Origin of the sequence: Pelagivirga sediminicola (genome assembly GCF_003072125.1) — a bacterium.
In the GTDB taxonomy this organism is placed as follows: domain Bacteria; phylum Pseudomonadota; class Alphaproteobacteria; order Rhodobacterales; family Rhodobacteraceae; genus Roseovarius; species Roseovarius sediminicola.
The window spans coordinates 1-24,530 of sequence record NZ_QCYH01000006.1 but is presented as its reverse complement, the minus strand read 5'-3'; the positions used below and the strand labels follow the sequence as shown (position 1 = coordinate 24,530).

30 protein-coding genes and 1 pseudogene are annotated in these 24,530 nt (G+C 62.9%); 20 read left to right on the top strand and 11 right to left on the bottom strand.

Translation table 11 applies throughout. From position 1 onward, the window contains the following. Window positions 1-12 precede the first annotated feature (12 nt). Window positions 13-1,368: a chromosomal replication initiator protein DnaA gene (dnaA, locus tag DC366_RS11340; RefSeq protein WP_243405109.1), complete on the bottom strand. Its 1,356-nt coding sequence runs from the start codon at window positions 1,366-1,368 to the stop codon at window positions 13-15. A gap of 471 nt (window positions 1,369-1,839) precedes the next feature. Then, a complete protein-coding gene (rpsT, locus tag DC366_RS11335) occupies window positions 1,840-2,103 on the bottom strand; it encodes a 30S ribosomal protein S20 (protein ID WP_108692340.1) in 264 nt (87 codons plus the stop codon). 244 nt (window positions 2,104-2,347) lie between these two features. On the opposite strand from rpsT, the gene DC366_RS11330 reads away from it, so the two are divergent. After that, window positions 2,348-3,442, top strand: a complete 1,095-nt coding sequence (locus DC366_RS11330; protein WP_108692339.1) for a Hint domain-containing protein — start codon at window positions 2,348-2,350, stop codon at window positions 3,440-3,442. Here DC366_RS11330 and acuK read toward each other — a convergent pair. Further along, window positions 3,405-4,181, bottom strand: coding sequence for an acryloyl-CoA hydratase (gene acuK, locus DC366_RS11325; protein ID WP_108692338.1), 777 nt, complete (start codon window positions 4,179-4,181; stop codon window positions 3,405-3,407). The two genes, DC366_RS11330 and acuK, sit on opposite strands and share 38 nt — an antisense overlap. A 64-nt stretch (window positions 4,182-4,245) precedes the next feature. After that, window positions 4,246-5,097, bottom strand: a complete 852-nt coding sequence (mutM, locus tag DC366_RS11320; protein WP_108692337.1) for a bifunctional DNA-formamidopyrimidine glycosylase/DNA-(apurinic or apyrimidinic site) lyase — start codon at window positions 5,095-5,097, stop codon at window positions 4,246-4,248. Between the two features lie 152 nt (window positions 5,098-5,249). On the opposite strand from mutM, the gene DC366_RS11315 reads away from it, so the two are divergent. The 4 genes from DC366_RS11315 (at window position 5,250) to DC366_RS20500 (ending at window position 9,001) form a co-directional block, all read left to right on the top strand. Then, on the top strand, window positions 5,250-6,104 hold the full coding sequence (locus tag DC366_RS11315) for a PHB depolymerase family esterase (protein ID WP_108692336.1): 855 nt from the start codon (window positions 5,250-5,252) through the stop codon (window positions 6,102-6,104). Between the two features lie 88 nt (window positions 6,105-6,192). After that, complete coding sequence (gene ubiE / locus DC366_RS11310) at window positions 6,193-6,936, top strand: bifunctional demethylmenaquinone methyltransferase/2-methoxy-6-polyprenyl-1,4-benzoquinol methylase UbiE (protein ID WP_108692335.1); 744 nt, start codon at window positions 6,193-6,195, stop codon at window positions 6,934-6,936. Between the two features lie 3 nt (window positions 6,937-6,939). Next, on the top strand, window positions 6,940-8,472 hold the full coding sequence (ubiB, locus tag DC366_RS11305; protein WP_108692334.1) for a 2-polyprenylphenol 6-hydroxylase: 1,533 nt from the start codon (window positions 6,940-6,942) through the stop codon (window positions 8,470-8,472). Between the two features lie 115 nt (window positions 8,473-8,587). Next, on the top strand, window positions 8,588-9,001 hold the full coding sequence (locus DC366_RS20500; protein ID WP_341476694.1) for a YjbH domain-containing protein: 414 nt from the start codon (window positions 8,588-8,590) through the stop codon (window positions 8,999-9,001). Here DC366_RS20500 and DC366_RS11295 read toward each other — a convergent pair. After that, window positions 8,937-9,512 carry a hypothetical protein gene (locus DC366_RS11295; RefSeq protein ID WP_133176202.1) on the bottom strand — a complete coding sequence of 192 codons (576 nt, stop codon included), beginning with the start codon at window positions 9,510-9,512 and terminating at the stop codon, window positions 8,937-8,939. The two genes, DC366_RS20500 and DC366_RS11295, sit on opposite strands and share 65 nt — an antisense overlap. Before the next feature lie 196 nt (window positions 9,513-9,708). Between DC366_RS11295 and DC366_RS11290 the strand changes: the two genes are divergently transcribed. From DC366_RS11290 to DC366_RS11265, 6 genes are all read left to right on the top strand, one after another. After that, entirely contained in the window at window positions 9,709-9,999 is a 291-nt protein-coding gene (locus DC366_RS11290) for a rod-binding protein (RefSeq protein WP_108692332.1), read from the top strand. Then, entirely contained in the window at window positions 9,989-10,348 is a 360-nt protein-coding gene (gene flgN, locus DC366_RS11285; RefSeq protein WP_108692331.1) for a flagellar export chaperone FlgN, read from the top strand. Before DC366_RS11290 ends, flgN begins: the two co-directional genes overlap by 11 nt. A gap of 208 nt (window positions 10,349-10,556) precedes the next feature. Continuing rightward, window positions 10,557-11,480, top strand: coding sequence for a flagellin N-terminal helical domain-containing protein (locus DC366_RS11280; protein ID WP_108692330.1), 924 nt, complete (start codon window positions 10,557-10,559; stop codon window positions 11,478-11,480). A gap of 74 nt (window positions 11,481-11,554) precedes the next feature. Next, complete coding sequence (gene flaF, locus DC366_RS11275) at window positions 11,555-11,932, top strand: flagellar biosynthesis regulator FlaF (protein ID WP_108692329.1); 378 nt, start codon at window positions 11,555-11,557, stop codon at window positions 11,930-11,932. Continuing rightward, complete coding sequence (gene flbT / locus DC366_RS11270) at window positions 11,929-12,333, top strand: flagellar biosynthesis repressor FlbT (RefSeq protein ID WP_108692328.1); 405 nt, start codon at window positions 11,929-11,931, stop codon at window positions 12,331-12,333. Before flaF ends, flbT begins: the two co-directional genes overlap by 4 nt. Next, a complete protein-coding gene (locus tag DC366_RS11265) occupies window positions 12,330-13,133 on the top strand; it encodes a DUF1217 domain-containing protein (protein WP_108692327.1) in 804 nt (267 codons plus the stop codon). The genes flbT and DC366_RS11265 overlap by 4 nt, the downstream gene beginning before the upstream one ends. A gap of 46 nt (window positions 13,134-13,179) precedes the next feature. Here DC366_RS11265 and DC366_RS11260 read toward each other — a convergent pair whose 3' ends face one another. Further along, entirely contained in the window at window positions 13,180-14,586 is a 1,407-nt protein-coding gene (locus tag DC366_RS11260; protein ID WP_108692326.1) for a FliI/YscN family ATPase, read from the bottom strand. 84 nt (window positions 14,587-14,670) lie between these two features. On the opposite strand from DC366_RS11260, the gene DC366_RS11255 reads away from it, so the two are divergent. The 9 genes and pseudogenes from DC366_RS11255 to DC366_RS11215 all read left to right on the top strand — a co-directional run bounded on the left by DC366_RS11255 (window position 14,671) and on the right by DC366_RS11215 (window position 19,288). Beyond that, window positions 14,671-15,057 carry a FlgB family protein gene (locus tag DC366_RS11255; protein WP_108692325.1) on the top strand — a complete coding sequence of 129 codons (387 nt, stop codon included), beginning with the start codon at window positions 14,671-14,673 and terminating at the stop codon, window positions 15,055-15,057. Between the two features lie 12 nt (window positions 15,058-15,069). Then, window positions 15,070-15,459 (top strand): flagellar basal body rod protein FlgC, encoded by a 390-nt coding sequence (gene flgC, locus DC366_RS11250; protein ID WP_108692324.1) that lies wholly within the window; start codon window positions 15,070-15,072, stop codon window positions 15,457-15,459. Between the two features lie 44 nt (window positions 15,460-15,503). After that, window positions 15,504-15,794 (top strand): flagellar hook-basal body complex protein FliE, encoded by a 291-nt coding sequence (gene fliE / locus DC366_RS11245; RefSeq protein WP_108692323.1) that lies wholly within the window; start codon window positions 15,504-15,506, stop codon window positions 15,792-15,794. 4 nt (window positions 15,795-15,798) lie between these two features. Continuing rightward, a complete protein-coding gene (locus DC366_RS11240) occupies window positions 15,799-16,068 on the top strand; it encodes a flagellar biosynthetic protein FliQ (protein ID WP_108692322.1) in 270 nt (89 codons plus the stop codon). A 1-nt stretch (window position 16,069) separates the two neighbouring features. Beyond that, window positions 16,070-16,789, top strand: a pseudogene (locus DC366_RS11235) (flagellar hook-basal body complex protein). A gap of 10 nt (window positions 16,790-16,799) precedes the next feature. Further along, window positions 16,800-17,585: a flagellar basal-body rod protein FlgG gene (gene flgG, locus DC366_RS11230; RefSeq protein WP_108692321.1), complete on the top strand. Its 786-nt coding sequence runs from the start codon at window positions 16,800-16,802 to the stop codon at window positions 17,583-17,585. Then, window positions 17,585-18,004: a flagellar basal body P-ring formation chaperone FlgA gene (flgA, locus tag DC366_RS11225; RefSeq protein ID WP_108692320.1), complete on the top strand. Its 420-nt coding sequence runs from the start codon at window positions 17,585-17,587 to the stop codon at window positions 18,002-18,004. Before flgG ends, flgA begins: the two co-directional genes overlap by 1 nt. A gap of 11 nt (window positions 18,005-18,015) precedes the next feature. Continuing rightward, complete coding sequence (gene flgH, locus DC366_RS11220; RefSeq protein WP_108692319.1) at window positions 18,016-18,744, top strand: flagellar basal body L-ring protein FlgH; 729 nt, start codon at window positions 18,016-18,018, stop codon at window positions 18,742-18,744. A gap of 10 nt (window positions 18,745-18,754) precedes the next feature. Then, window positions 18,755-19,288, top strand: a complete 534-nt coding sequence (locus DC366_RS11215; RefSeq protein ID WP_108692318.1) for a flagellar basal body-associated FliL family protein — start codon at window positions 18,755-18,757, stop codon at window positions 19,286-19,288. Here DC366_RS11215 and DC366_RS11210 read toward each other — a convergent pair. Genes DC366_RS11210 through DC366_RS11190 form a run of 5 tightly spaced genes read right to left on the bottom strand, consistent with a single transcriptional unit; the run spans window position 19,276 to window position 24,158 of the window. Continuing rightward, window positions 19,276-19,695, bottom strand: a complete 420-nt coding sequence (locus DC366_RS11210) for a hypothetical protein (RefSeq protein WP_108692317.1) — start codon at window positions 19,693-19,695, stop codon at window positions 19,276-19,278. The two genes, DC366_RS11215 and DC366_RS11210, sit on opposite strands and share 13 nt — an antisense overlap. Continuing rightward, window positions 19,692-20,777, bottom strand: coding sequence for an EscU/YscU/HrcU family type III secretion system export apparatus switch protein (locus DC366_RS11205; protein ID WP_108692316.1), 1,086 nt, complete (start codon window positions 20,775-20,777; stop codon window positions 19,692-19,694). Before DC366_RS11205 ends, DC366_RS11210 begins: the two co-directional genes overlap by 4 nt. Then, a complete protein-coding gene (locus DC366_RS11200; protein WP_243405108.1) occupies window positions 20,777-21,550 on the bottom strand; it encodes a flagellar biosynthetic protein FliR in 774 nt (257 codons plus the stop codon). The genes DC366_RS11205 and DC366_RS11200 overlap by 1 nt, the downstream gene beginning before the upstream one ends. Further along, a complete protein-coding gene (gene flhA / locus DC366_RS11195) occupies window positions 21,547-23,628 on the bottom strand; it encodes a flagellar biosynthesis protein FlhA (RefSeq protein ID WP_108692550.1) in 2,082 nt (693 codons plus the stop codon). The genes DC366_RS11200 and flhA overlap by 4 nt, the downstream gene beginning before the upstream one ends. Window positions 23,629-23,633: 5 nt before the next feature. Continuing rightward, the gene (locus tag DC366_RS11190; RefSeq protein WP_108692315.1) at window positions 23,634-24,158 is read right to left on the bottom strand and encodes a transglycosylase SLT domain-containing protein; all 525 of its coding nucleotides are present in this window, start codon (window positions 24,156-24,158) and stop codon (window positions 23,634-23,636) included. Window positions 24,159-24,530 lie beyond the last annotated feature (372 nt).

Sequence of the window (24,530 nt, the reverse complement as noted above, 5' to 3'; positions counted from 1 at the left end):
CGCGGCCGCGCCTCATGCCTCCAGCGTGCGGCGCAGCAATTCCAGGTCCTCGGCGATCTGGCTGTCGGTGACGCGCAGCTCGTCGATGCGGCGCACCCCGTGCATGACGGTGGTATGATCGCGCCCGCCAAAGCGGCGCCCGATCTCGGGCAGGCTGCGCGAGGTCATCTGTTTCGCCAGATACATGGCCACCTGCCGCGGGCGGGCAAAGACGCGCACACGCTTGGGGCCGATCAGATCGCTCAGGCGGATGTTGAAATGATCCGACACCTGGCGCTGGATCTCTTCGATCGTCACCTGCCGCTCGCTGCTGCGCAGCACATCGGCCAGGCAATCCTGCGTCAGCTCCAGCGTGATCTCGTGGCCGACCAGCGAGGCAAAGGCAAAAAGCCGGGTCAGCGCGCCTTCCAGAACGCGCACGTTTTTCGTGATGCGCATGGCGAGAAATTCCAGAACGCCATCGGCCAGTTGCAGGCCGGGATATTGCGTGCGGTAATACTCGACCTTGGATTGCAGGATGCCAAGGCGCAGCTCGTAATTGGTGGGATGCAGATCCACGACCAGACCGCATTGCAAGCGCGACTTGATGCGTTCCTCAAGGTTCTCGATCTCGCCCGGCGCGCGGTCGGCCGAGATGATGATCTGCTTGCCGCCATCGACCAAAGCGTTGAAGGTGTGAAAGAATTCCTCCTGCGTGCTTTCCTTTCCGGCGATGAATTGCACATCATCCACCATCAGCACATCGACGGCGCGGAACATGGATTTGAAATCCATCATCTTGCGCTCGCGCAGGGCCTGCACGAAGCGATACATGAACTGCTCGGCCGACAGGTAGACCACGTTCAGCTCAGGCTGGCGCTCGGACAGCTCCCACGCAATGGCGTGCATCAGGTGCGTCTTGCCCAGGCCAACGCCGCCATACAGGAACAGCGGATTGAACGTGACGGGCCCGCCACTGGCGACGCGCTTGGCGGCGGCATGGGCCAGCTCGTTCGGCTTGCCGACGACGAATGTGTCAAAGGTGAACCGCTTGTCCAGCGGGGCGGCGGGCATCATCGGATCGCGACGGATGGCAGGCTCGGCCGGCGCGGCAGCGGGACGGGCCTGCGCCGGGCGGCGCGCCTGATTGCCGGGCACCTGAAAATGCACACGGCGGATTTCCGGCGAGACGCTCTGCACATGATAGAGGATCTGGTCGCCATATTTCTGCGAGACGTAATTGCCGACAAAGCTGGTGGGGACGGCGAACGTCGCGACACCTTCTTCCAGATGCGAAAGCTCGAGCGGTTCGATCCAGCTTTTGAAGTTGCTCTTGCCGACCGACTTGAGAAGGTCCTGCTTCAGCCTGCCCCATTGATCCTGTGTCATGCCTGTCCGTTCCGCAGCTCGCATTTCCAAGAACGCGCAGGGCCCTGTCTGGCCCGGCGCACGAAGCGACCCTCGACCCGAGGCAAAGCATACCCGTCCCGCTGCGTGGACGCAGCAGACCCATCTGCCCATTCCGGACCGATGTCAGGCACGACGCAACTCATCCGCACGGCAGGCTTCGCCCGCAGCTGCGCGATGGTCGTCGATATGCTTTATTTGGACATGCCGGGATTTTCCCGAAAAGACGCCAGCGTCATGGCCCCCCAAAGGCCCGTCACCGGAATCAGCCTGTCCCCCCAAGCGTGAATCGCAGGCTCAAGTTAGCCTCTGGATGAGCGGGCCGGCAACCTATCTTCTATCTTGACTCTGATTTTGCATGAAAAGAATCTCCGGCCCGTGCAAAGGCGGCACAAAACAAAAAGGCGCCCCGTTGCGGGCGCCCTTTTACCGTTTGATTTCTGATGGTTAATGTCAGGCGATCGCTTTGACGCGGCTGGACAGGCGCGACATCTTGCGGGCGGCTGTGTTCTTGTGGAACACGCCCTTGGTGACGCCGCGCATCAGCTCGGGCTGGGCCGCGCGCAGGGCTGCGGTTGCCGCTTCCTTGTCGCCCGAAGCGATCGCTTCCTCGACCTTGCGCAGGTATGTACGGATACGCGAGCGACGGGCCTTGTTCACGGTCAGGCGGGCATCGTTCTGACGCGCGCGTTTTTTCGACTGAGGCGTATTTGCCATGAGAATTCTACCTTCGATCCGGTGTCTTTATCCAAAATTCATGCAGTACGACACCGACGGGCACTTCGGCCGCACCGAAGATGATTCTTGCCTGAGCGGGCATCGCGCGCATGTATAGCGGTGGTCTTTACTGCCGCGGCCCGCCCCTTGCAACCCTTTAAAACCGCGCTATCGCCGCATGCTCTCCGCATCATCGCCCGATTTGTCCGGCAATTGAGACAAAACCGCAGTATTGGAGCAGCGCATGCCGGTGAACACGATCTATACCTTGGGCGAATCGCAGATTGACATCTCGGGCGGCGGCCAGCTGTCGGGAATTACCCAAGGTGACGGCTCGCACCTGGCGGGGCTCACGATCACGCTGACCTCCAACGCGTGGGAGGCGATCGATGTTTTCGACAGCAGCGGCGACACGAATTTCGCCGACAGCGATTCATCTCAGACGCTGAGCGGGGCGCAGACCTATGACGGCCGGGCCTATCCCGATGGCGCCCGCGTCGAGGCGGAATACCAGCTGACCTTGCGCGATCCGGACGGGAATACCTATACGGTGCTGGGCTTCAACATCAACGAGGGCGGCGGCGGCGCGAGCTATGCCACCGTCGAGGGGCTGGCCTTCGTCGGCGGCGTGGGCGGCTTCCCGCCGCGCGATGTTCCGCTGACCGTCATCGGCACGCGCGAGGGGCCCAGTCATGCCTATTCATCGCTCGCCACGCCGCCCTGCTTTACCGCGCAGACCCGCATCCTGACCCCCAAGGGCGAGGTGCCGATCACCCGGCTGGCCCCTGGTGATCTGGTGATGACGGCCGATCACGGGGCGCAGCCCGTGCGCCGGATCGGGCGCACCTTCCTGCCGGCCACGGTTCTGATGCTGCGGCCGGAGTTCCGGCCCATCGTGATCGCGCGCGGGGCTTTCGGAGCAAACAGTCCGGTTCGTGAGACCGCCCTGTCCCCGCAACATAGGGTGCTGGTGCGGGACTGGCGCGCGGCCCTGCTGTTCGGAGAGGAGGAAGTGCTGGTGCCGGTCAAGAAACTGACGAACGACACGACGATCCGGCCCGATCAGGCGGCGCAGGATGTGACCTATTATCATCTGGCCTTTGACCGGCACGAGGTGATCTGGGGTGACGGCCTGCAGAGCGAAAGCTATCTGGTCACCAGCCGCGATGCGCCGGAAACGCAGGCTGAAATCATCGCACTGATGCCGGAGATGAGAGGTCCGGCGCCCATGCATCCGGCGCGCGTCTGCATCGAGGATCGGCGCAGCGCATTGCTGCGCCGCGCGCTGAGCCGCGATGAGGCTACTTGTCCCGGAACTGAGCCTGCCGTTTTTCCTTGAACGCGGCCATGCCCTCGGCCTGGTCCTCGGTCGCGAAAAGCGAGTGGAACACGCGCCGCTCGAACAACAGGCCCTCGGCCAGCGTCGTCTCATAGCTGCGGTTCACGGCCTCCTTGACGGCCACAACGGAGATCATCGATTTCTCGGTGATCTTGGCCGCAGCCGCGCGCGCTTCCTCGTTCAGCTTCTTGACCGGCACGACGCGGCTGACCAGCCCCGCGCGCTCGGCCTCCTCGGCATCCATGAAGCGCCCGGTCAGGTTCATGTCCATCGCCTTGGACTTGCCGATGAACCGCGTCAGGCGCTGCGAGCCACCCAGCCCGGCCATGATGCCAAGGTTGATCTCCGGCTGGCCGAACTTGGCGGTGTCGGAGGCGATGATGAAATCGCACATCATCGCCAATTCGCACCCGCCGCCCAGCGCATAGCCCGACACGGCGGCGATGATCGGCTTGCGGATGCGGGTGATCGCATCATGCTGCGCGCCGAAGAAATCCTCGGAGAACATTTCCACAAAGGTCTTGTCCGACATCATCTTGACGTCGGCGCCCGCCGCAAAAGCCTTGTCCGAGCCGGTCAGGATGATGCAGCGCACCTTGTCGTTGCCCTGCGCCTCCTGCAACGCGCTGACCAACTCGCCCAGCAGCTGATCGTTCAGCGCATTCAGGGCATCGGGGCGGTTGAGGGTGATCTGGGCGACGTGGTCTTCTACTTCGACGATGATCGTCTCATAGGCCATGAAATCTGCTTTCGCTTGTTTCTGTCAGACAGGCAGTCTTACCACCGTGGCCGGACGGATCAACCTATCTTTGACACTTGCCACAATAGAAGCTGGAGCGCCCCGACTGCACGATGCGCCGGACCGTCCCCGCGCACCCCTCCCGGCGGCAGGGCTGACCCTCGCGGCCATAAACGTCAAAGCTGTGCTGAAAATACCCCAGCTCGCCATCGGCCTGCCGGAAATCGCGCAGCGACGAGCCGCCCGCCTCGATCGCGCGCAGCAGCACGTCGCGGATGACCGCCACCAGCGCCGCGGCGCGCGCGGCGCCGATATTGCCCGCCCGGCGCCGCGGCGAAATGCCCGACCGGAACAGCGCCTCGCACACATAGATGTTGCCAAGCCCCGCGACGATCCGCTGATCCAGCAGCGCCGACTTGATCGGCGTGTTGCGCCCCGCCAACGCGGCGGCAAGGCCCGCGGCGTCAAAGCTGTTGCCCAAAGGCTCGGGCCCCAGCTTGGCCAGAAGCGGATGCGCGCCCGCCTTTTCCGTTGCAAACAGGTCCATGGCGCCAAAGCGGCGCGGATCGTTGAAGGTAATGCGCGCGCCGCCCTCCATGTGCAGCACCACGTGATCGTGTTTTTCCGCGGCGGGATGCTCATGCGCGAACCGGCCCAGCGGATCGCCGGACACCTGCATCCGCCCCGACATGCCCAGATGGATCAACAACGTCTCGCCCGAGGCCAGATCGGCGAGAATGTATTTCGACCGCCGCCGCAGGCTCACCACCTTTTGCCCGCTCAGCCGCCCGACCATATCCGGCGGAAAGGGCCAGCGCAGCCCTTCGCGGTTCACCTCCGCGCGCGCGATCACCGCGCCCTCCATCACGGGGGCAAGGCCGCGGCGAACTGTCTCGACTTCGGGCAATTCGGGCATGGCGGATCCTTCGGCGGGTGACGTCGGCGCGCTTATACAGCGTCGCGGTCCGGGCTGGAATGTCAGACTGTCGCCTTGTTGCCGCCATCCTCGCGTCATGGGGTCCGGCGATCCAAGGAGACTGACCTTTCGAGAATTGGATGATCTAATCTATGGCGATATTTCGGTGGCTGTGCCTGTCACTTGGCGTGCTTTTAGTCGGCGCCGCGCTGATCGGCGCGGCCGTTTTCGGGAAAAAGCACGGCTTTGTCCAAAGCGCCGCGCTGGCAATGCCCGCCAGCGAGGGTGCCGCCCCGCGCGAGGGCCGTTTCGAGCAGCGGCAGCGCGATGATTTTCGCATCATCGATCTTGACGTCTACAAGTTCAGCCCTGGCCAGGCGACACGCGATCTGGTCACGCGCCACGCCGCTTGGCGGGGCAGCGACAACCGCGTCTGGTACGAATTCGCGCCCGAAACGGGCGTCGCGATGCCGCTTGTCACATTGCTGCACGGGGCCGGGCGGGACGGTCTGTCGCTGGTCGAGATGTGGAAAGACGTGGCAACGCGGGACGGCATCGCCCTGCTTGCGCCCGATGGGATCGATGCGAACTGGAGTCTGGGGGATGGCGATCCGGACTTCATCGCGGCCCTTGTGGAGAAGATGATCGCGCAGCATGCCATCGATCCCGCGCGCATTTACCTTTTCGGGCATTCCGCCGGCGCGGCATATGCGCAATATCTGCTGAACCGAGTCGACGGGCCCTGGACGGCCGCGGCCCTGCATGCGGGCTATGCGCCGCTCGACCTCATGCGCCCGCCCGCCACGGCAAAGCCCTATCGGCTGTATATCGGAACGCGGGAGCATATCTTTTCGCTGGAGACCGCCGAAAACATGGGTCGGGCGATGGCCCGGATGGGGCACGACAACGACCTGATGGTCATTTCCGGCCATACGCACTGGCTCTATCAGGCCGGGCCGCAGATTGCCGCGGACGCCTGGGCCTGGCTGGACAGCCGGGCGCGCTGATCCGGCGCAGGGCGGCGCGGCATCGCCGCATTGTGTCTGCGCACATGCGCCCTATAACAAGGCACGAAACAGGCACGGGGCACGAGCGATGAACGAGAAAACCACCCATTTCGGATTTCAGGACATCCCGGAAGGGGAAAAGGCGGGCCGCGTGCGCGGCGTCTTCGGGTCGGTCGCCAGCAAATATGACGTGATGAACGACGTGATGAGCATGGGAATCCACCGCGTCTGGAAGGACGCGATGATGGATTGGCTCGCCCCCCGCCCTAGCCAGCGCCTGCTGGATGTTGCGGGCGGCACCGGCGACATCGCGTTCCGCTTTCTCAAACGCGCGGGCAGCGGCCACGCCACCGTTCTGGACCTGACCGAGCCGATGCTGATCGAAGGCCGCAAGCGCGCCGAGGCCGAGGCGATGGCCGACAGCCTCGACTGGGTCGTGGGCGACGCGATGGCCCTGCCCTTCGACGACCACAGCTTTGACGTCTACACGATCAGCTTCGGCATCCGGAATGTAACGCGCCCCCAAGAGGCGCTGAACGAGGCGTATCGCGTGCTGCGCCCCGGCGGGCGGCTGATGGTGCTGGAATTCAGCCAGATCCCCAATGAGATGATGCAGAAGGTCTATGACCTTTATAGCTTCAACATCATCCCGCGGATGGGTCAGGCGATAGCGGGCGACAAGGACAGTTATCAATACCTTGTTGAATCCATTCGAAAGTTTCCCGATCAGGAGACGTTCCTGAGCATGGTCAGGCAGGCGGGCTTCGGCAATGCCAAGTATCGCAACCTGAGCCTTGGCATCGCCTGTCTTCACTCCGGCTGGAAGCTCTGAGGCATGCGGGGACCGCATAACATCATCCGCCTGATCCGCACCGGCGCCACGCTGGAACGGACGGGCGCCATGGGCATCGTGATGGATGCGATGGACGCGCCGCCACTGGTGCGCACGACACTGCGGCTGATCGCGTGGCCGTTCAAATGGCTGGGCGCCAAGGGCGATCCATCGGTGCCGCCCGCGCCCCGCGCGCTGACCGCGCTGGGGCCGGCCTATATCAAATTCGGGCAGATCCTGTCGACGCGCCCCGATCTGGTGGGTGACGATCTGGCCGCGCAGATGCGCGTGCTGCAGGACAAGCTGCCGCCGTTCAGCATCGACGTGGCCAAGGCCAGCATCGAATCCGAACTGGGCCTGCCCGTCGAGGCCATTTTCGATGATTTCAGCCCGCCGGTTGCCGCCGCCTCCATCGCGCAGGTCCACAAGGCGCGGCTGAAGGAAACGGGCGAGGCGGTCGCAATCAAGGTGCTCCGCCCCGGTATCGAACGCGCCTTTCGCGTGGATATCGACGCGTTCTATTTCGCCGCCAACGTGATCGAATTCCTGTCACCCTCCTCGCGGCGCCTGCGCCCGACGGACGTGATCGCCCATTTCGAGGGTGTCGTCATGGGCGAGCTTGACCTGCGGCTCGAAGCGTCCTCAGCCTCGGAATTCGCCGCGAACACCAAGGATGACAAGGGTTTTCAGCTGCCCAGCATCAAGTGGGCCCTGTCCAGCCGCCGCGTGATGACGATGGAATGGGCCGACGGCGCGCCCCTTGGCGACAATGCCGCCATCGACGCGGCGGGCCATGACCGCACCGTGCTGGGCGACCGGGTGCTGCAACTCTTCCTCAGCCATGCGCTGCGCGACGGGTATTTTCACGCCGACATGCACCAAGGCAACCTGAAGGTGGCGCCGAACGGCAACATCATCGCCTATGATTTCGGCATCATGGGCCATATCGACGAATACACCCGCCGCGTCTATGCCGAGATCCTCTATGGTTTCATCAAGCGCGACTATCGCCGCGTCGCCGAGGTGCATTTCGAGGCCGGATATGTGCCGCCCGACCGCGATGTCGATGAGTTCGCCCGCGCCCTGCGCGCGGTGGGCGAGCCTATCTTCGGTATGGATGCCAGCCGCATCAGCATGGGCAGCCTTCTGAGCTATCTGTTTGAAGTCACGGAACGTTTCGGCATGGAAACCCGGACCGAGCTGATCCTGCTTCAGCGCACGATGGTGGTGGTGGAGGGGGTCGCGCGTTCGCTCAACCCGCAGATCAACATCTGGCAGGTCGCCAAGCCCGTGGTCGAGGACTACATCCGCCAGAGCCTCGGCCCTCGCGCGATCGCCCAGAGCCTGGGCAAGACGCTGGCGGTCCTTGCCCGTTTCGGGCCGCGCCTGCCCCAGATCGTGGAAACCGCGATCATGCGCCAATCGGCCCCGCCACCCGCCCCGCCGCGCCGCCGTCGCCGCGATCTGGCCGCCTGGGGAGTGGCAGGTTTTGGGATCGGCATCGCCACCGTTCTGCTGATGGCGCAACTGACGTAGAGCATATAGAGGCACATCGGCGCGAAAAACCGCTAGATCTGGGGAAAATCACTGTTGTTCCCCCGATAGCTTGCGTATTGTCGGCGCCAAAGCCTGCACCGCCCGAGGGACATCAGTGATCTGCACACAGCCGATAGCCGCCACCGTGGCCACCGCTCTTTTGCTGACTGCCGGAACTCCGCTCGCCTACGCGCAGACGGCGACATCGCGGGCAGCCAACGATTTGGCCGCCAGCGTCACGCCGGACCGGCCGACCGGCAATCAGATCACGACGCAAACCAACATCTACGGCACCCCCGGCGGGCTGATCGACATGCCCACCGCCGAAATGGCGCCCGATGCGCAACTTTCGACAACCGTGTCCTTCTACGGCTCGGGACGCAGCACGACGACACGCACGACGCTGACCTTTCAGCTTTTGCCGCGTCTGACCGCCAGCTTTCGCTATTCGGGGATCGGTGGGATCATGCCCGATCCGGCTGCGAGGGTGCCACCGGCACGCTGGCCGCCAAACTGCTCTCGACCATGATCGCGGTCTTGCTCGGCGCCGACATGCTTGGGGCGGCGTCCGCGCCCGTGCGCTCCAAGGTCGCGCGCAGGGGGGCCGTAATGGCTTCGGGCACTTTCACCTGGCCCGATCCTTTGAGCACTCCCGCGCCGCCGTCGCCGTTGGCATGCTCCGCCACCGGGATGGTGGCGGGTGCGGCCGACGCCTGCCACACGTATTCCGGCGCCTGCACATCAAGCGTGTCCTGTTCGGGCGCCTCAGCCGCCTCTGGCGAAGAAAACGCCTCCTCCATCGCCCACACATCAGGCGATTCGGTTGTTTCTGAACCCTCCTGCGCCGCGGCGGCCTCAGTATCGGCCATGGCGACGTCATCATCAGACAGCGTTTGCCCATCCGATTCGCCGCCCGCTGGATCGTGTCTGTGCACATCCTGCCCGGTCGCCTCCGCAGCAATCGCGCGCCCCGCGGCAATCTGCTCGAAAACAGACTGGAATTCAGGCGTTTCCGCGCGATTCTCCTTGTCGGTCGCCATGCCCCGATCACCTGCCGCGCCACGCGCGACAGTTGGCGCGCCGGGCATTGCAAGCAATCCGGGTGTCGTTTGAAAGCCAGGCATTTGCCCCTCCGGGTTTTATTCCTTCAAAGGTCAGCATCGCAAAATCTGGTTACTGCTTCTTTACCGGTTTGCGATCAAATGACACCGAGTTCATTCAATTCGAGGTATTCTCATGAAAGACATCCCATCAGGCGGCGCGATACGGCCAGCTCAGGTACGGGCCGGCATCTCGGCATCCCTCTCGGCGCGCGAAGCCGCGCAAAAACTGGAGGCGACGTTTCTGGCCGAAATGCTGAAATCCGCGGGCTTCGGCAAAAGCAGCGAATTTGCCGGCGGCATCGGGGAGGAGCAGTTCGCATCGTTCCAAAGACAGGCCCTGGCCGATGAGATCGTAAAATCGGGCGGCCTTGGGCTGGCTGAAACCTTTTATCAATCCATGATGGAGATATCCAATGACGCATGATGCGCAAACAAGACTGATCGACGATCTTGATGCACTGCTCGACCGTGAGCGCGCGGCGCTTTTGACCGGCGATCTGGAGGCGATAGCAGCGATTTTGCACGATAAGGAAAAACTGATCGACCGGCTGAACACGCTCGCGCCGGCATCCCGGTCCGCGGTCTCGACGCTCAAGGAAAAAGTCATGCGGAATCAGGAGTTGCTGGACGGAGCGCTGGAGGGCATCCGCGCCGTCGCCGGCCGCATGGCCGCCGTCCGCAAGGCGCGTCGCAGCCTTGAAACCTATGACAACCGCGGTCAGAAATATGAGATTCCCGGCGTCATCGATCATCAGATCGAAAAGCGCGCCTGACACGAATTTGCATCAAATGCGCCCTTTATAAGCCGGTCCTCTTAGCGTTCCATTAGCACATATCAGCCCATTCTAGGCCTGCATCCGATCTGGATGGCGCGGCGCCGACAAAGCGGGGCTGCAAAGGTCAGAATGACATTTGAAACCGCCGCGTAACCGGGGCGGGCATGTAACTGGTGCAAAGCACCGCAAGCTAAAGGAAAATGCTATGTCCAGCATTCTGACAAACAACAGCGCAATGGTCGCATTGCAGACCCTGAAATCCATCAACGGCAACCTGGCCAAGACCACCGACATGATCTCGACCGGCAAGGAAGTGGCGACGGCCAAGGACAACTCGGCAGTCTGGGCGATTTCCAAAGTGATGGAATCCGATGTCCAAGGCTTCAAGGCGGTGTCGAAATCGCTGTCCTTGGGCGAATCGACCGTGTCGGTTGCGCGGATGACTGCCGAAAAGGTTACTGACGACCTCAAAGCCATCAAGGAAGAGATCGTCGCCGCGCAGGACGGAACGGTTGATCGCGTAACGCTGCAGGAGCGGGTCAAATCGCTGGTGGCACAGATCAATTCCAACGTGAATTCTGCCCAGATCAACGGCGTAAATCTGGTCAACAACTCGGCAGTCACCGTGAATGATGTCGACGGGAACTACGTGGATTTGGATGGTGATGCCGCCACCACGGGCGATACGGGCATTCAAGTTATCTCCGCGCTTGACCGTAGCGGATCAGCTGTGACCGCATCGAAGATCAATGTTGCCGCAATTAACCTCACGGGCCTGGGCCTCGAGGGTGATGACGGGACGGGTACAAATATTGCACTTGATGCCATTGACGTCTCCACGGCTGGCGGGGCGCTGTCGGCCCTTTCCGCGATCGAAGATATGATCGACACCGCTTCGGGCGCAGCGGCCACTTTTGGCTCGATCCAGAGCCGGATGGAGACGCAGAACGAATATGTGTCGAAGCTGTCCGATTCGCTCAAATCCGGCATCGGCAACCTTGTCGATACCGACATGGAGGAGGCATCGGCACGCCTGAAGGCGCTGCAGACCCAGCAGCAGCTTGGTGTGCAATCGCTGTCCATCGCCAATCAGGCCCCGCAAGCGCTTTTGTCGCTCTTCCGCGGATAATCTATTCAGGGGTGCCCACGCGGCGCCCCTGACCCCCTCGTCCCGTGACAGAAACTTCCGGAAGGATTGACCCCGTGAACGCAATTCGCCAGGCGCAGAATGCCTATGGACAGACCAATCAGCCTATCCGCACCATGCGCGGCACCGAATACGAAACCGTGGCCCGCATTACTCATCGGCTGAAATCAGCGGCGGCAAAAGAGCCATTCGACATCGTCGAACTTGCCACGGCGATCCACGAGAACAGAAACCTCTGGGCGTTGTTCGCCACCGAAGTGGCCGATAACGACAACCCGCTGCCCAAGGAACTGCGCGCGGGGATTTTCTCTCTGGCCGAATTCACCAACTCGCACAGCAGCAAGGTTTTGCGCAGCGAGGCCAGCGCCGATGCGCTGATCGAGATCAACACTGCCATCATGCGCGGTCTTCGCGATGGGGGGGCTGCGGCATGAGCGGTCTTGTCCTCAAGCTTGGCCCCAAGGAGCGCGTGCTCATCAACGGTGCCGTGATCGAAAACGGGGACAAGCGCTCGCGCCTGTCCGTCGTCACGTCCGAAGCGAATATCCTGCGTCTTCGCGACGCGATTCACCCCGAAGAGGCGACGACTCCGGTCAGGCGCGTGTGCTATTCCGCGCAGCTGGTTCTGTCCGGCGACGCCGATCCTGCTGACGCCAAGCTGCCCTTGCTGCGCCGTATCGAGGAGCTCAGTCAGATCCTGACCGACCCGGACAGCCGCGACCAGCTGACCAAGGCGGGTCAGGCCGTGCTGGATGGGCAATATTACCAATGCCTGAAAGCCTTGCGCACCTTGCTGCCGCGTGAAGACAGGCTGCTGGCGCAGCGCGTGTCATGAGCTTTCAACCGGTCATTCCCACGGGCGGCCTGACGGGGTGGAACTATCTCAACCGAACCTTGCAGAAACAGACGCAAGCCTTCGACAAGAGCCCGCAGATCAGCCGCGATACGGAATATTTCGAGAAAAACATCTCGAAGGCGCGCACCGCGGACGATCTGGTGTCGGATCGTCGACTTCTGCGCGTGGCTCTGGGCGCGTTTGGTCTGAGCGATGATCTGAACAGCACTGCGTTCGTTCGCACGATCCTTGCCGGCGGCACGGACGACAAGACGGCACTGGCCAACAAGCTGTCGGATGTGCGCTACCGCGAGTTTTCAAAGGCGTTCGGTTTCGGGGATGCCGCAGGCCCGCAGACATCAAGCCTATCATGGGCGCGCGACATCGTCTCGAAATTCCAGCGCCGAGAGTTCGAGGTGGCCGTCGGCGAACAGGATCGAAGCATGCGCCTTGCCATGGACGCCAAGCGCAGCTTGCCCGACATTGCCGGACAAGCGGCCAAGGAGGAAACACGCTGGCTGAAAATACTGGGAAATCCGCCTTTGCGCGAAGTTTTCGAAACCGCACTGGGCCTTCCCTCCAGCTTTGGTCAGGCGGATCTTGACATGCAGATCGGCGAATTCTCGGATCGCGCCAAGCGGCAACTTGGTATCGACAGCCTCGCCCAGCTATCCGATCCGGCGCTGCAGGAGGTTGTGATCGAACGGTTTCTCATGCGCGATCAAATCAAATCGTTTGATATCCAATCATCTGGCACAATCGCCCTGACCTTGCTGCAAAGCATGCCCCGTCTTTTCTGAATGTCCGCAGGAAGCCCCCCGTTTTGAGCGCCATTGACTCGGTGCATCACCGCATTGCCGACGTTTTGCCGGTGTCGCGCGCTTGCTGCGGCCCGGATCGGGCAGCGGGCCCGCGGCTGGCCGTCGGCGCCACCGCCGCGCGGCGCAGGATCAGTGCCAGTCGGTCAAAGCTGTTCTGCGTCGATCCGGCCTCGGCCTCGCCGAGGAACCGGTCCAGATCAGGCCATGCGCGAATGGCCATATCCAGCTCGGGATCGCTGCCATGCGCATAAAGACCGGCGCGAATCATCGTTTCCGACCGCTCATATGCCCCCAGAAGTGCCCGCGCACGTCCGAGCAGGTCATTTTCCGCATCCGACGCCGCGCGCGGCAAACTGCGCGAGACCGACCGCAGCAGGTTGATGGCCGGATAGCGCCCCCGCTCGGCGATGTCGCGATCCATGACAACGTGACCGTCCAGAACGCCCCGCAGGATATCGGCCACCGGCTCGTCCATATCGGAGCCTGCGACCAGCACGCTGAATATTCCGGTGATGCTGCCCTGCCCTTCGGACCCGGGCCCGGCGCGTTCGCATAGCGACATGATCATATGCGCGGTTGAGGCAGGATAGCCCCGCAGGCTCGGCATTTCGCCGGCGGCCGTCGCGACCTCGCGATGCGCTTCGGCAAAGCGCGTGATCGAATCGGCCAGCAAAAGCACGTCGAGACCCTGATCGCGAAAATGCTCGGCCACCGCCATCGCGGTCCATGCGCATCGCCGCCGAACAAGGGGCGAGCGATCCGACGTCGCGGCGACAACAACCGATCGTGCCATCCCTTCGGGGCCCAGTACATTCTCGACGAAATCGCGCAGCTCGCGGCCCCGCTCGCCGATCATGGCGAAAACCACCACGTCGGCCTGCATGTTCCCTCCCAGACTGCCCAGCAGGCTGGATTTACCGACGCCCGACCCGGCAAAGAGCCCGATTCTCTGCCCCCTCACGATGGGCAGGAATGTATTGAAGACGGCCGTGCCGGTCTCCAACCGCGCGCCCAGGGCCATGCGCGCGGCCGGGGGCGGTGGATCCGCGCGCAGCGGGCGTGCCACTGGCCCGCGCATCAGGGGACGGCCATCCATGGGCCGCCCGAAAGGATCGACGATCCGTCCGATCCAGCGATCCGACGGCGCGATCGACCCGGCGTCGCGCAGCGATGCGCGATCGCCCAGGGACACGCCGATGGTCGACTCGTCCGGCAACATGACCACGTGGCCCTGCGCCAGCGACAAAACCTCGCCCCACAATTCGCTGCCGTCCCGCCGCAGCACGCGCAGCCGGTCACCCAGCCGCGCCGCTTCGGACAGCCCGCCGATCTCCAGCGTCGCGCCGGCAACAGAGATGACCCTGCCAACCGCGTGCACTGCGTTCAAATCGGCAATCTCGGCGCCGAGGCAGCTCAGATCAATTGTTCCCATCGAACTCTCCAAAAATGTTCTGAAAACAATTTCTAAAGGAATCACGGTTAATCCTTGATTGAAGACGACGAAAGAGACCGAATTATGTTTGAGAAACTCCAGATTTTCCGCATGTCCCATGCCATGGCGCAGCATGCGGGCGCCCGCCAGGCGGTGCTGGCGCGCAACATGGCAAATGCCGATACGCCCGGCTATGAGGCGCGCGATATCGCGCCCTTTGCCGAAACCTATGATGGCGGGAGGGGATTTGCCGCGCGTGCGACGCGCCCCGGCCATTTTACCGACCGGGCCGGTGGTTACGCCGTGGAAATCCGCGACGCCGCCAGCGGCCAAAGCGATCCCAACGGCAATTCCGTTTCGCTGGAGCAGGAGATGCTCAAGGCCGTCGACGTCAAGCGGCAGCACGACCGCTCGCTTGCCATCTACAAATCGTCCCTCACCGTTCTGCGCGCCGCAATTGGCCGCCGCTAAAGGAGATATGACATGAGCGATTTTTCCGATTCCCTTTCGCTGTCCTCTTCGGGGCTCAAGGCGCAGGCCGCCCGGCTCAGGCACGTGTCCGAGAATATCGCCAACAGCGACACGCCCGGCTATCGGCGAAAGTCCGTCGCGTTCGAGACAGTCCTCGGCGGCGACATTCCCGGCGCAGTGCAGACCGGGCGCGTCCATCTGGACCGCAGCGAGCTGGCGCAGATTTACGACCCGTCGCACCCGATGGCGGATGCAAGCGGCAATTACGCGGGCTCCAACGTGGAACTGGTCATCGAGATCGCCGACGCCCGCGAGGCGCAGCGCAGCTATGAGGCGAATCTGAAGATGTTCGATCAGGCGCGGCAGATGTCGTCCAGCCTGATGGATCTTCTGCGCCGCTAATATCCAACAACCGAACAAAGCCCACAACAGAAAGGACTTCCAGAATGGAACTCAGCGCCCTCAGTGCCGCAGGCAGATACTCTGCCGCCCGCCCCGCAACCGAGCCGAAGGCCACCCAAGGCGGCCCGGCCCAGATGGCCGCTGATCTGGCCCGCGATTTCGCGGCAACCTTGCAGGAAAGCGAGGCCACGGCCAAGGCCGCCATGACCACCGGCGCCGATCCGCACGCCCTGGTTCAGGCGCTCGCCCAGACCGAGCTGGCCGTCGAGACGGCGATCAGCGTGCGGGACAAGGTGGTCGAAGCCTATCAGGAAATCCTGCGGATGCCGGTCTGACGCCATGCAAAGCGAAGTGATATTTTACGACACCCTGCGCCAGGGATTGTGGGTCGCGGTGATGATCTCGGTCCCCATCCTGACGGTCGCGCTGATCGCGGGCCTGACCGTGGGCCTTTTCCAGGCCCTGACGTCAATCCAGGAAATGACACTGACATTCGTGCCCAAGCTGGCGGCCATCGTCGCGGTCTTCTGGGTCTCGATGGGGTTCATGACCACGACGCTGGTGTCGTTCTTTCAGGACCGGCTGATACCGCTGATCATAGGAGGCTGAGATGGAAAATGCAGGTTACACGACCCTCACGCGCCAGTCGGGGTTGATGCGGGAAATGCAGGTCGTCGCCAACAACATCGCGAACGCGGCGACGACCGGGTACCGCCAGGAGGGGCTGATCTTTTCCGAGCATGTCGCCCGGCTGCCCGAGGGGCCCTCGCTGTCGATGGCAACGGCGAATGTGCGCAACACGTCGATGTTGCAAGGTGCGCTGACGCAAACCGGCGGCACACTGGACTTCGCCGTGGAGGGCGACGGGTTTTTCCTGATCGAAACGCCTGCGGGCGAGCGTCTGACCCGCGCGGGCAGTTTTTCGGTCTCGGCCGACGGCGACATGATTACCAATGACGGGTTCCGCGTGCTGGATGCGGGTGGCGCGCCGGTATTCATCCCGCCGGATGCCGCAAATCTGGCCGTCTCGCCCGACGGCACGGTCAGCGATGACGGACGCCCGCTGGCCCAGATCGGGCTGGTCCAGCCTCTCGACCGGACGCAGATGATCCGCGAGGACGGCGTCATGTTCCGCGCGGATGCCGGGTACGAGCCGGCCGAAGGCGGGCGCATCCTGCAAGGGTTCCTTGAGGGCGCCAATGTCGATCCCATCGGCCAGATGGCGCGGATGATCGAAATCCAGCGCGCCTAAGAGATGGGCCAGAGCTTTCTCGAAAACGAAGACAAACGCATTCGCACCGCGATGCAGACCCTGATCCAATCCAGATAGGAGACACCACATGCGTGCCCTGAAAATCGCCGCGACCGGCATGGCGGCCCAGCAGATGCGGGTCGAGACGATCTCGAACAACCTCGCGAACATGTCGACCACCGGCTACAACGCGCGCCGCGCCGAATTTGCCGATCTGCACTATCAACAACTCAGCCGCGCCGGCAGCATCAACGCGGCCGATGGCACCGTTCTGCCGACGGGCGTGCAACTGGGCCTTGGCGTGCGCCCGGCCGCCGTTTCGGTGCATCTGGCGCAAGGCTCGCTTTCGGCGACGAATGGCGATCTGGACGTGGCGATCGACGGCAACGGATATCTGGAGGTGCAGCTTCCGTCAGGCGAGATCGGCTATACCCGCGACGGCGCGCTCAAGCGCTCGGCCGAGGGCGTCATCGTCACGTCCGACGGGTTTCCCGTGGCGCCCGAAATCGTGATTCCGGACGATGCGCGCAGCATATCCATCAATGCCGAGGGCGAGGTGTACGCCTATTTCCAGAACAACATCGAAGCGCAGCTTCTGGGCCAGTTCACCATGGCCAATTTCACCAACCCCAAGGGGCTGGAGGCGCGCGGCAGCAACCTCTTTACCGAGACCGAGGCGTCGGGCCCCGCGCTCAGCACCACGCCGGGGCAGGACGGGCTGGGCACGCTGCGGCAGGGGTATCTTGAGGACAGCTCGGTCGACCCCGTGCGCGAAGTCACCGAACTGATCGAGGCGCAGCGCGGCTACGAGCTGAATTCAAAGGTGATATCCGCGGCCGACCAGATGATGGGCGCCACGGCGCAGGTGCGTTGATGCGGTATCTTGCAACGCTTGGCTGGCTTTTGGTCGCTGCCCCGGCCACCGCCGACACCGTGCTGGCCGCCCGCACCATCCGCGCCCAAACCCTGATCACCGCGCAGGATCTGGTGGTCAAGGACGTCGATGTCGTCGGCGCCATTTCGGACCCCGCCCTGATCGCCGGACAGGAGGCGCGCGTCGCGCTCTATGCCGGCCGGCCCATCCGCCCCGGCGATGTCGGCCCGCCCGCGCTGGTCGAGCGCAACCAGATCATCGCGCTGGTCTATGACCAGTCCGGCCTCAGCATCACGGCCGAAGGGCGCAGCCTGTCGCGCGCGGGCCCCGGCGAGACCGTGCGCGTGATGAACATGTCGTCCCGCATCACCGTGTCCGGGCAGGTCATGCCCGATGGCCGCGTTCACGTTTCATATTAGGAGGCCGCGCAATGCGCACCAATCTTATCGGTTTTTGTCTGATCCTGGGAATCGCCGCTTGCGGCCGCGCAGGCCATATCGGCAAGGCGCCCGATTTCACGCCCATTTCCGAATCGCCCGAGCAGGCGGCGATGTTCAGCCCCGGCCTGCCTGAAACCACCCTTTACGGCCGCAAGGTCGATCAGGCGTCCTTGTGGAATGCGGGCCGCCAATCGCTTCTGGGCGACCGCCGCGCGATGAAACGCGGCGACATCCTGACCGTCGTCATCGAGATCGACGACGAGGCCGAGATTTCGAATTCGACATCGCGCTCGCGAAGCGGATCCGAAAGCCTCGGGATCCCGCAGCTGTTCGGACTGCCGCAGCGGGTGGATCGCAAGTTGCCGGACGGGGCCAGCATGGCCGATTCCGTTTCCATCAATTCGGCCAGCAAATCAGGCGGCAACGGGTCCGTCAGCCGCCGCGAGGAGCTGACCTTGCGGGTTGCCGCGACCATCATGCAGGTGCTGCCCAATGGCGTTCTTTCCATTCAGGGCAGCCAGGAAGTGCGCGTCAACTACGAGATGCGCGAGCTTCTCGTGACCGGCTACGTGCGGCCCGAAGACATCTCGCGTCGCAACGAGATCACTTATGACAAGATCGCCTCGGCCCGCATTTCCTATGGCGGACGCGGGCAGATCTCGGACATGCAGCAGCCCCGCATCGGCCAGCAGGTGCTGGACGCGGTCCTGCCGTTCTGAAAGGACAGACATGAAGTTGCTCATCCCCCTCATACTGCTTCTGCTCGGCCTTGGCGGCGGCGTGGGCGCGGGCCTGATGCTGCGTCCCGCCCCGGACGCCGCCGCAGAGGCGCCGGCGGCGGCCATCCCGGCGGAGGACGCGGGCACCCTCCCCGCGTCCGGCGCAGACACCGCTGCGCCGCGCGAATTGACCGATCACGACAGGTCCGCAGGGCCGGGCGATCGGGAGTATATCAAGCTCAACAACCAGTTCGTGGTGCCCATCGTCAGCCCCGACCGGCTGGAGTCGGTCGTGGTGATGTCGCTCAGCCTCGAAGTCCTGAAAGGGCAATCCGAGATGGTCTATCTGCGCGAGCCAAAGATCCGGGACGAATTCTTGCGGGTGCTTTTCGATCACGCCAACATGGGCGGCTTTCGCGGCACGTTTACCGATACCGGCAAGCTTGGATCGCTTCGAAACGGTTTGCTTGAGGTGGCGCGGAAAACGCTGGGGCCGGACGTCAAGGGCGTGCTCATCACCGACATCACGCGTCAGGACATGTAACGGCGCAGCAGCGCCAGCTCCTGCAATCTCAGCTGTTCACGGTCCTGCGCTTTCCGGCGCAGGGCCGTTTTTTCGTCATCCACCAGAACCGCGGCCACCTGGGCACGGCCGAACGCCTGGGTCATCGCCGACATACGATCAGCCTTTCGGACCAGCACCTGAGCCAGGCGGACGTTCAATTCCCGCCGCGTCCGCTGCGTCCAGCCCTGCCAAAGCACATCCGCGCCAATCGCGCGCGGCGCCGCCAGATCATCCGCGGGCAAGGCTTGCGCGGCCTGCCTGCGTGCATCCAGATCCGCGAGGGCGCGGCGCAATTCGGTCTCTTGCCGGACGATGTCACGCAGCTTGGCCTGCTCGGCCTGATAGGCCGCCTGCGTGGCATGTTTCAATTTATCAAGGCCGCTCATGCGCGGCCCCTCGCGCGGCGCCGCATCGTTTCCGCGAACCTGATCGCCGCGGCGACGGCGCGATAGTGATCCGGATCGATCTGCTGACCGATTTCCGTCGTCGCATGAAGCGCGCGGGCCGTCGGCGGATCGTGGCGGATCGGGACACCATGCTGCATGGCCAGATCGCGGATCGCCAGAGCGACGTGATCGACCCCTTTTGCCACACATTCAGGCGCCGCACCCGGTGCGCGGCTCCATTTCAAGGCAACGGCGTAATGCGTGGGATTGACGACGATCACATCGGCGGTCGGCACATCCGCCATCATCTGCTCCTGTGCTATGCGGGCGCCGCGAGAGCGCCGCTCGTTCTTCATGTGCGGATCGCCCTCCTGCTGCTTGAACTCGTCCCGCACCTCCTGGTGGGACATCCGGTTCTTGCGCTGGTGATCAAAATGCTGCCACAGGAAATCAAGCACGCCGATGCAGATCGCCACGAGACAGACGATCAACATGAACTCCATCAACACCTGTGCAAGCAGCGCGCCAATGCCGCCGGGTTCGGAGTAAAGCGCGCTCTCCAATGCCGGCAGGCGCCACTTCAGAAACAATCCCAACGCGACCGAATAAACCACGAGCTTGACGAAGCTCTTTGCGAACTCGAACAGGCCGCTGGGGCCGAACTTGTTCTTGGCATTGGAAATCGGATTGATGCGCGAGCCCTTTAGCTCAAGCTTAGCCGGGGCAAACACCAGCGTGCGGGTCGCGAAAAGACTGAGCAGCGCCAATGCGGCGGGCACCATGAACCACGCCAGAAGCCCCAGAGCGACAACACCCATGAAGCCGCCGACGGGCGCCGAGGCGTGACCGTCGAAAATCAGCTTCGACAATCCGTCCGCCTGATCGATCAGGACCATCAACCGACTGGAGACATACGTGACCGACTGCGCGCCGATTGCCATTCCGGTCAACAGGATGCCCACATAAGCGGCCGCGGCGGTCAGATCCGCTGACCTTGCCAATTCGCCTTTCTTGCGGGCCTCATCCAGCTTGTGCTGGGTCGGCTCATGGCTTTTTTCGGCATCGTCGGACTGTCCGGACATCAGCGCGACCCGAACGGATTGGCAATGAACTCCTGCAGCGCGGCCCCCCAGAGCCCCAGCATGACCGGCGCCAGCAGGAACAACAAAACCAGACCGCCCGCCGTGATGACCGGCGCGCCGACGAAGACCACCATCATCTGCGGCATTGCACGGTTTATGATGCCAAGGGTCAGGTTATACAGCACCGATATCAGCACGAAAGGCGCCGCCAGGCTGAATGCCAGCGAAAACGAGCCCGCAACCTGCGCAATGCCCCATTGCGAGGCGGCGCCGGCATCGGGCAACTCGCCGACCGGGAAAATCGCGTAGGTCGCGATCACCATATAGGCGACATGCACGTGCAGTTTCAGGATCATCGCCAGCGCGATCCCTCCCATCGTCAACACGTGACCAATGGCCGGCAGCGGCGTGGCCCCCGCCGATCCCAGGATTTGCGACAGCGATGTCGCCTGCGCTGCCATCGATCCGGCGGTCTGCAAGGCCAGCAGGAACAGACGCAGCCCGAGGCCGATCATCAGGCCGGTCGCGGTCTCTGCAATGATGATCCAGCCGAGGGTCAGATCGGCCGCCGCACCCGGGTCCACATGGGATTGCGCGGCCGGCGCCACGACGGCAGTGAACGCCAGCGACAGAACCAGCTTCACGCGCACCGGCACCTGCCGTTCGCCGAATCCGGGGAAAAGCGCCATGATGGGGCCAACGCGGAAGAAGACGATTGCGTGCAACCACAGCATATCCTGGCTGATCTGCAGAAGTTGCGCCAACCCGTTCACGCCGCGACCACACCGACAAGCGACGGCTGCGCCTCTACGCCGATCTCTTCGAAGGACAGGACCGGATTGCTGATATTCTTGGCCGACAAGACGGTGCGCAGAAACCTGCGGCGCGCTGTCGATGTCACGATTGCGGGAAATATCCCCATATCCGCCGCGCGTGCGACCTCGCCCGCGACGGACGCGGTCAACATGTTGAACAGCTCCGGCGGAAGCGCGACATCCAGCCGCCCGCGATCCTGATCCATCTGGTAGGTCTGAAAATTGTCCTCCCATTCGGGTGCCAGCTGGATCAAGGGCAGCGTTCCATCCTCGCGCTGCAGATTGGCCACAAGCTGGAACCCCAGCCGCTGGCGCACATGCTCGCAAATCGCCTCCGGCGACTGGAACATCTGCCGCGCCTCGGCGGTTGCCTCGATGATCAAGGGCAGGTTGCGGACCGAAACCTGCTCGGCCAGCAAAAGCCGCAGCACGGCGTGGAGAAGATCGGCAGGGACGCGATCGGGGATCATCTCATCCAGCATCTTCCGGTTGGCTTCGGACCGGGCCGGATCGCTCAGATTGACCATCTCATCCAGAAGTCGCCGCATCGCCTTCATCGTCAGAAGCCGGCTCAGGTTCCGTCTGATCACCTCCAGAAGATGGGTTGCCAGCACCTCGGTGGGCGCAATGATCGTGGCGCCGGACAGGGCCACATCGTCCTGATTGCGGGCAGGTATCCACCTGGCCGGCGCGCCATATACCGGCTCGGACACCGTCTCGCCGGGGGGCAGACCCTCGGTGCTAGCCGGGTCCAGCAGCAGGACATGATCAATTTGCAAACGGGCCTGCCCCTGCTCGACACCTTGCACGCGGATCACGTAGCTGCCGCCGGCAAGCGCAGGATCATCCGTAAGCCGGATCTCCGGCAGGATCAGGCCATAATGCGTCGCGACATGCGTGCGCATGTTCGCAATGCGCGCATCCAGCCCGGTGCCCGGATCCAGCACGAGATTGACCAGATCCGGCGCGAATTCGACATGAATGTCGTCCAGCTCCAGTATATCGCCCAACGATTTTTCGGCCTTGCTCTCTTTGGAAGACACGGGCGTGGCCTCACGGGTTTTCGCCGCCTTGGCCCGCTTGTAGGACATGATCGCCGTCGCGCCCAACCCGAGGCCGCCAATCATGAACGGCACGAAGGGAAGCCCGGGCACCAATGCGAAAAGGATCATCAGCACCGCCACCGTGCCCAAAGCCGCCGGATGCCGCCCCATTTGGGCCGCAAGGGCCAGGTCGGTCGCGCCGGTGCTTCCGCCGCGGGCCAGCAAAAGCGCGGAGGCGATCGAGATTATGACGGCCGGTATCTGCGTCACCAGACCATCGCCGACGGTGAGGATCGTGTAGGTTTCAAAGGCGGTCGCCAGCGGCATGTCATGCACAACGATGCCCATCACAAGACCCATCACGAGATTCAGCAACGTGATCAGAAGCCCTGCAACCGCATCGCCTTTGACAAATTTGGAGGCGCCATCAAGCGAGCCGAAAAAGGTCGTCTCCTGCTGCTCGCGATCCCGCCTGTCGCGCGCTTCGGCATGATCGATGGCGCCGGCCGACATGTCGCTGTCGATGGCCAGTTGCTTGCCCGGCATCCCGTCCAGGGCGAACCGCGCGCCGACCTCGGCCATCCGTGCGGCGCCTTTGGTGATGACCATGAAATTCACGATCATCAGGACACCGAAGACAACCAGCCCCAGAAACACGCTGCCGCCCATGACGAAACTGGCAAAGCCTTCGATCACGCCGCCCGCCGCATCCGTTCCCGTGTGTCCCTGCCCGATAATCAGCTTTGTCGAAGAGACATTCAGCGACAGGCGAAGCATCAGGGACGCGAGCAGGATTGTCGGAAACGACGAAAAATCCAGGGGGCGTTCGATGAAAAGCGTGATCGTGAAGATCAGGATTGCCAGCGCGAACGAGGCCGCAAGCCCCACGTCCAAGACCCATGACGGAACCGGCAGGATCATCATAACGATGATCGCCATCAGCGCCAACGCCAGAAGGACGGTCGGTTGAAAAATCTCGCGGACGGAAATCATCTCTTTCATTCCTCACTGGCTGCGGCAAAGAAACCGGATGCAGTGGCATCTGATTCTGCCAAAGGAACCAGTGACCCAAAGGGCGCTTTCCGGCTGCTCGCTTGCAAAAGTGGATAATTATTCTCCGCGACGCGGCCACTTTCCGCCCGGTAAACCGCAGGTTCGCGTGAATTCAATCTAGGTGGAGCGTGCGATGCCAACACGACGTGTTGGCCGGGAACCGAACGAAGGATCTGCTCCACCCGTTTGCGATATTTAAGCGCATATTTGTCTGTTCGCGAGTGATACGCAGCTGCCGCGTCCAGCCAGTCCCCTTTCTCAATGTACAGCGTCTCCAGGAAGCGAGCGGCATAAAGCGCGTTTGCGTTGGGATCGAACATATCAAATAGGGAGGCGAAATTCCCTCCGTGCCACTTGTAGTTGATCTGAAAACACCCGACGTCGAAACTTCTCGATCCTGCATGGTACTTTTCTTCCACGTATTTCAGCGCCTCATCGCGTGAGTTGAACCATTTCCCGACGCCCTCCATGTTGACGGTCCACGGCCAGGGAGCGAGCGCTTCAAGTCTTCCACGGCCCGTCTCGGTTCGCGTGACTGCCTGGAGTATCCGGACCGGAACCCCTGTTCTCTCAGAGGCCGCCCGCGCCGCCATATCGCAGCTGGGAACGGACGCGATGGCTGAGCCCGCGAAACAGAAGAGGGTCGATACAACGCAGAAAATTCCAAGGGCCTTTGCCAATCGAAGGCTATTTCCGAAATCGAAGGCACAGCGCGCAGTTCGGACTTCCAGAATTCGGTAGTATTTCTTAAATGCGCGCCTCAAATGTCAACGGCGGAGTAAAAACCGGCCACGCGGCGGCGTAAAACCAGGCCAGTGACGGGGCACCAAGCGCCATGGTGC

What these genes read in the sequence shown, in the direction of transcription:
- dnaA (WP_243405109.1), bottom strand. Translation starts at nt 1,368, where the DNA reads ATGACACAGGATCAATGGGGCAGGCTGAAGCAGGACCTTCTCAAGTCG.
- rpsT (WP_108692340.1), bottom strand. Translation starts at nt 2,103, where the DNA reads ATGGCAAATACGCCTCAGTCGAAAAAACGCGCGCGTCAGAACGATGCC.
- DC366_RS11330 (WP_108692339.1), top strand. Translation starts at nt 2,348, where the DNA reads ATGCCGGTGAACACGATCTATACCTTGGGCGAATCGCAGATTGACATC.
- acuK (WP_108692338.1), bottom strand. Translation starts at nt 4,181, where the DNA reads ATGGCCTATGAGACGATCATCGTCGAAGTAGAAGACCACGTCGCCCAG.
- mutM (WP_108692337.1), bottom strand. Translation starts at nt 5,097, where the DNA reads ATGCCCGAATTGCCCGAAGTCGAGACAGTTCGCCGCGGCCTTGCCCCC.
- DC366_RS11315 (WP_108692336.1), top strand. Translation starts at nt 5,250, where the DNA reads ATGGCGATATTTCGGTGGCTGTGCCTGTCACTTGGCGTGCTTTTAGTC.
- ubiE (WP_108692335.1), top strand. Translation starts at nt 6,193, where the DNA reads ATGAACGAGAAAACCACCCATTTCGGATTTCAGGACATCCCGGAAGGG.
- ubiB (WP_108692334.1), top strand. Translation starts at nt 6,940, where the DNA reads ATGCGGGGACCGCATAACATCATCCGCCTGATCCGCACCGGCGCCACG.
- DC366_RS11295 (WP_133176202.1), bottom strand. Translation starts at nt 9,512, where the DNA reads ATGGCGACCGACAAGGAGAATCGCGCGGAAACGCCTGAATTCCAGTCT.
- DC366_RS11290 (WP_108692332.1), top strand. Translation starts at nt 9,709, where the DNA reads ATGAAAGACATCCCATCAGGCGGCGCGATACGGCCAGCTCAGGTACGG.
- flgN (WP_108692331.1), top strand. Translation starts at nt 9,989, where the DNA reads ATGACGCATGATGCGCAAACAAGACTGATCGACGATCTTGATGCACTG.
- DC366_RS11280 (WP_108692330.1), top strand. Translation starts at nt 10,557, where the DNA reads ATGTCCAGCATTCTGACAAACAACAGCGCAATGGTCGCATTGCAGACC.
- flbT (WP_108692328.1), top strand. Translation starts at nt 11,929, where the DNA reads ATGAGCGGTCTTGTCCTCAAGCTTGGCCCCAAGGAGCGCGTGCTCATC.
- DC366_RS11265 (WP_108692327.1), top strand. Translation starts at nt 12,330, where the DNA reads ATGAGCTTTCAACCGGTCATTCCCACGGGCGGCCTGACGGGGTGGAAC.
- DC366_RS11260 (WP_108692326.1), bottom strand. Translation starts at nt 14,586, where the DNA reads ATGGGAACAATTGATCTGAGCTGCCTCGGCGCCGAGATTGCCGATTTG.
- DC366_RS11255 (WP_108692325.1), top strand. Translation starts at nt 14,671, where the DNA reads ATGTTTGAGAAACTCCAGATTTTCCGCATGTCCCATGCCATGGCGCAG.
- flgC (WP_108692324.1), top strand. Translation starts at nt 15,070, where the DNA reads ATGAGCGATTTTTCCGATTCCCTTTCGCTGTCCTCTTCGGGGCTCAAG.
- fliE (WP_108692323.1), top strand. Translation starts at nt 15,504, where the DNA reads ATGGAACTCAGCGCCCTCAGTGCCGCAGGCAGATACTCTGCCGCCCGC.
- DC366_RS11240 (WP_108692322.1), top strand. Translation starts at nt 15,799, where the DNA reads ATGCAAAGCGAAGTGATATTTTACGACACCCTGCGCCAGGGATTGTGG.
- flgG (WP_108692321.1), top strand. Translation starts at nt 16,800, where the DNA reads ATGCGTGCCCTGAAAATCGCCGCGACCGGCATGGCGGCCCAGCAGATG.
- flgA (WP_108692320.1), top strand. Translation starts at nt 17,585, where the DNA reads ATGCGGTATCTTGCAACGCTTGGCTGGCTTTTGGTCGCTGCCCCGGCC.
- flgH (WP_108692319.1), top strand. Translation starts at nt 18,016, where the DNA reads ATGCGCACCAATCTTATCGGTTTTTGTCTGATCCTGGGAATCGCCGCT.
- DC366_RS11215 (WP_108692318.1), top strand. Translation starts at nt 18,755, where the DNA reads ATGAAGTTGCTCATCCCCCTCATACTGCTTCTGCTCGGCCTTGGCGGC.
- DC366_RS11210 (WP_108692317.1), bottom strand. Translation starts at nt 19,695, where the DNA reads ATGAGCGGCCTTGATAAATTGAAACATGCCACGCAGGCGGCCTATCAG.
- DC366_RS11205 (WP_108692316.1), bottom strand. Translation starts at nt 20,777, where the DNA reads ATGTCCGGACAGTCCGACGATGCCGAAAAAAGCCATGAGCCGACCCAG.
- flhA (WP_108692550.1), bottom strand. Translation starts at nt 23,628, where the DNA reads ATGATTTCCGTCCGCGAGATTTTTCAACCGACCGTCCTTCTGGCGTTG.
- DC366_RS11190 (WP_108692315.1), bottom strand. Translation starts at nt 24,158, where the DNA reads ATGGAGGGCGTCGGGAAATGGTTCAACTCACGCGATGAGGCGCTGAAA.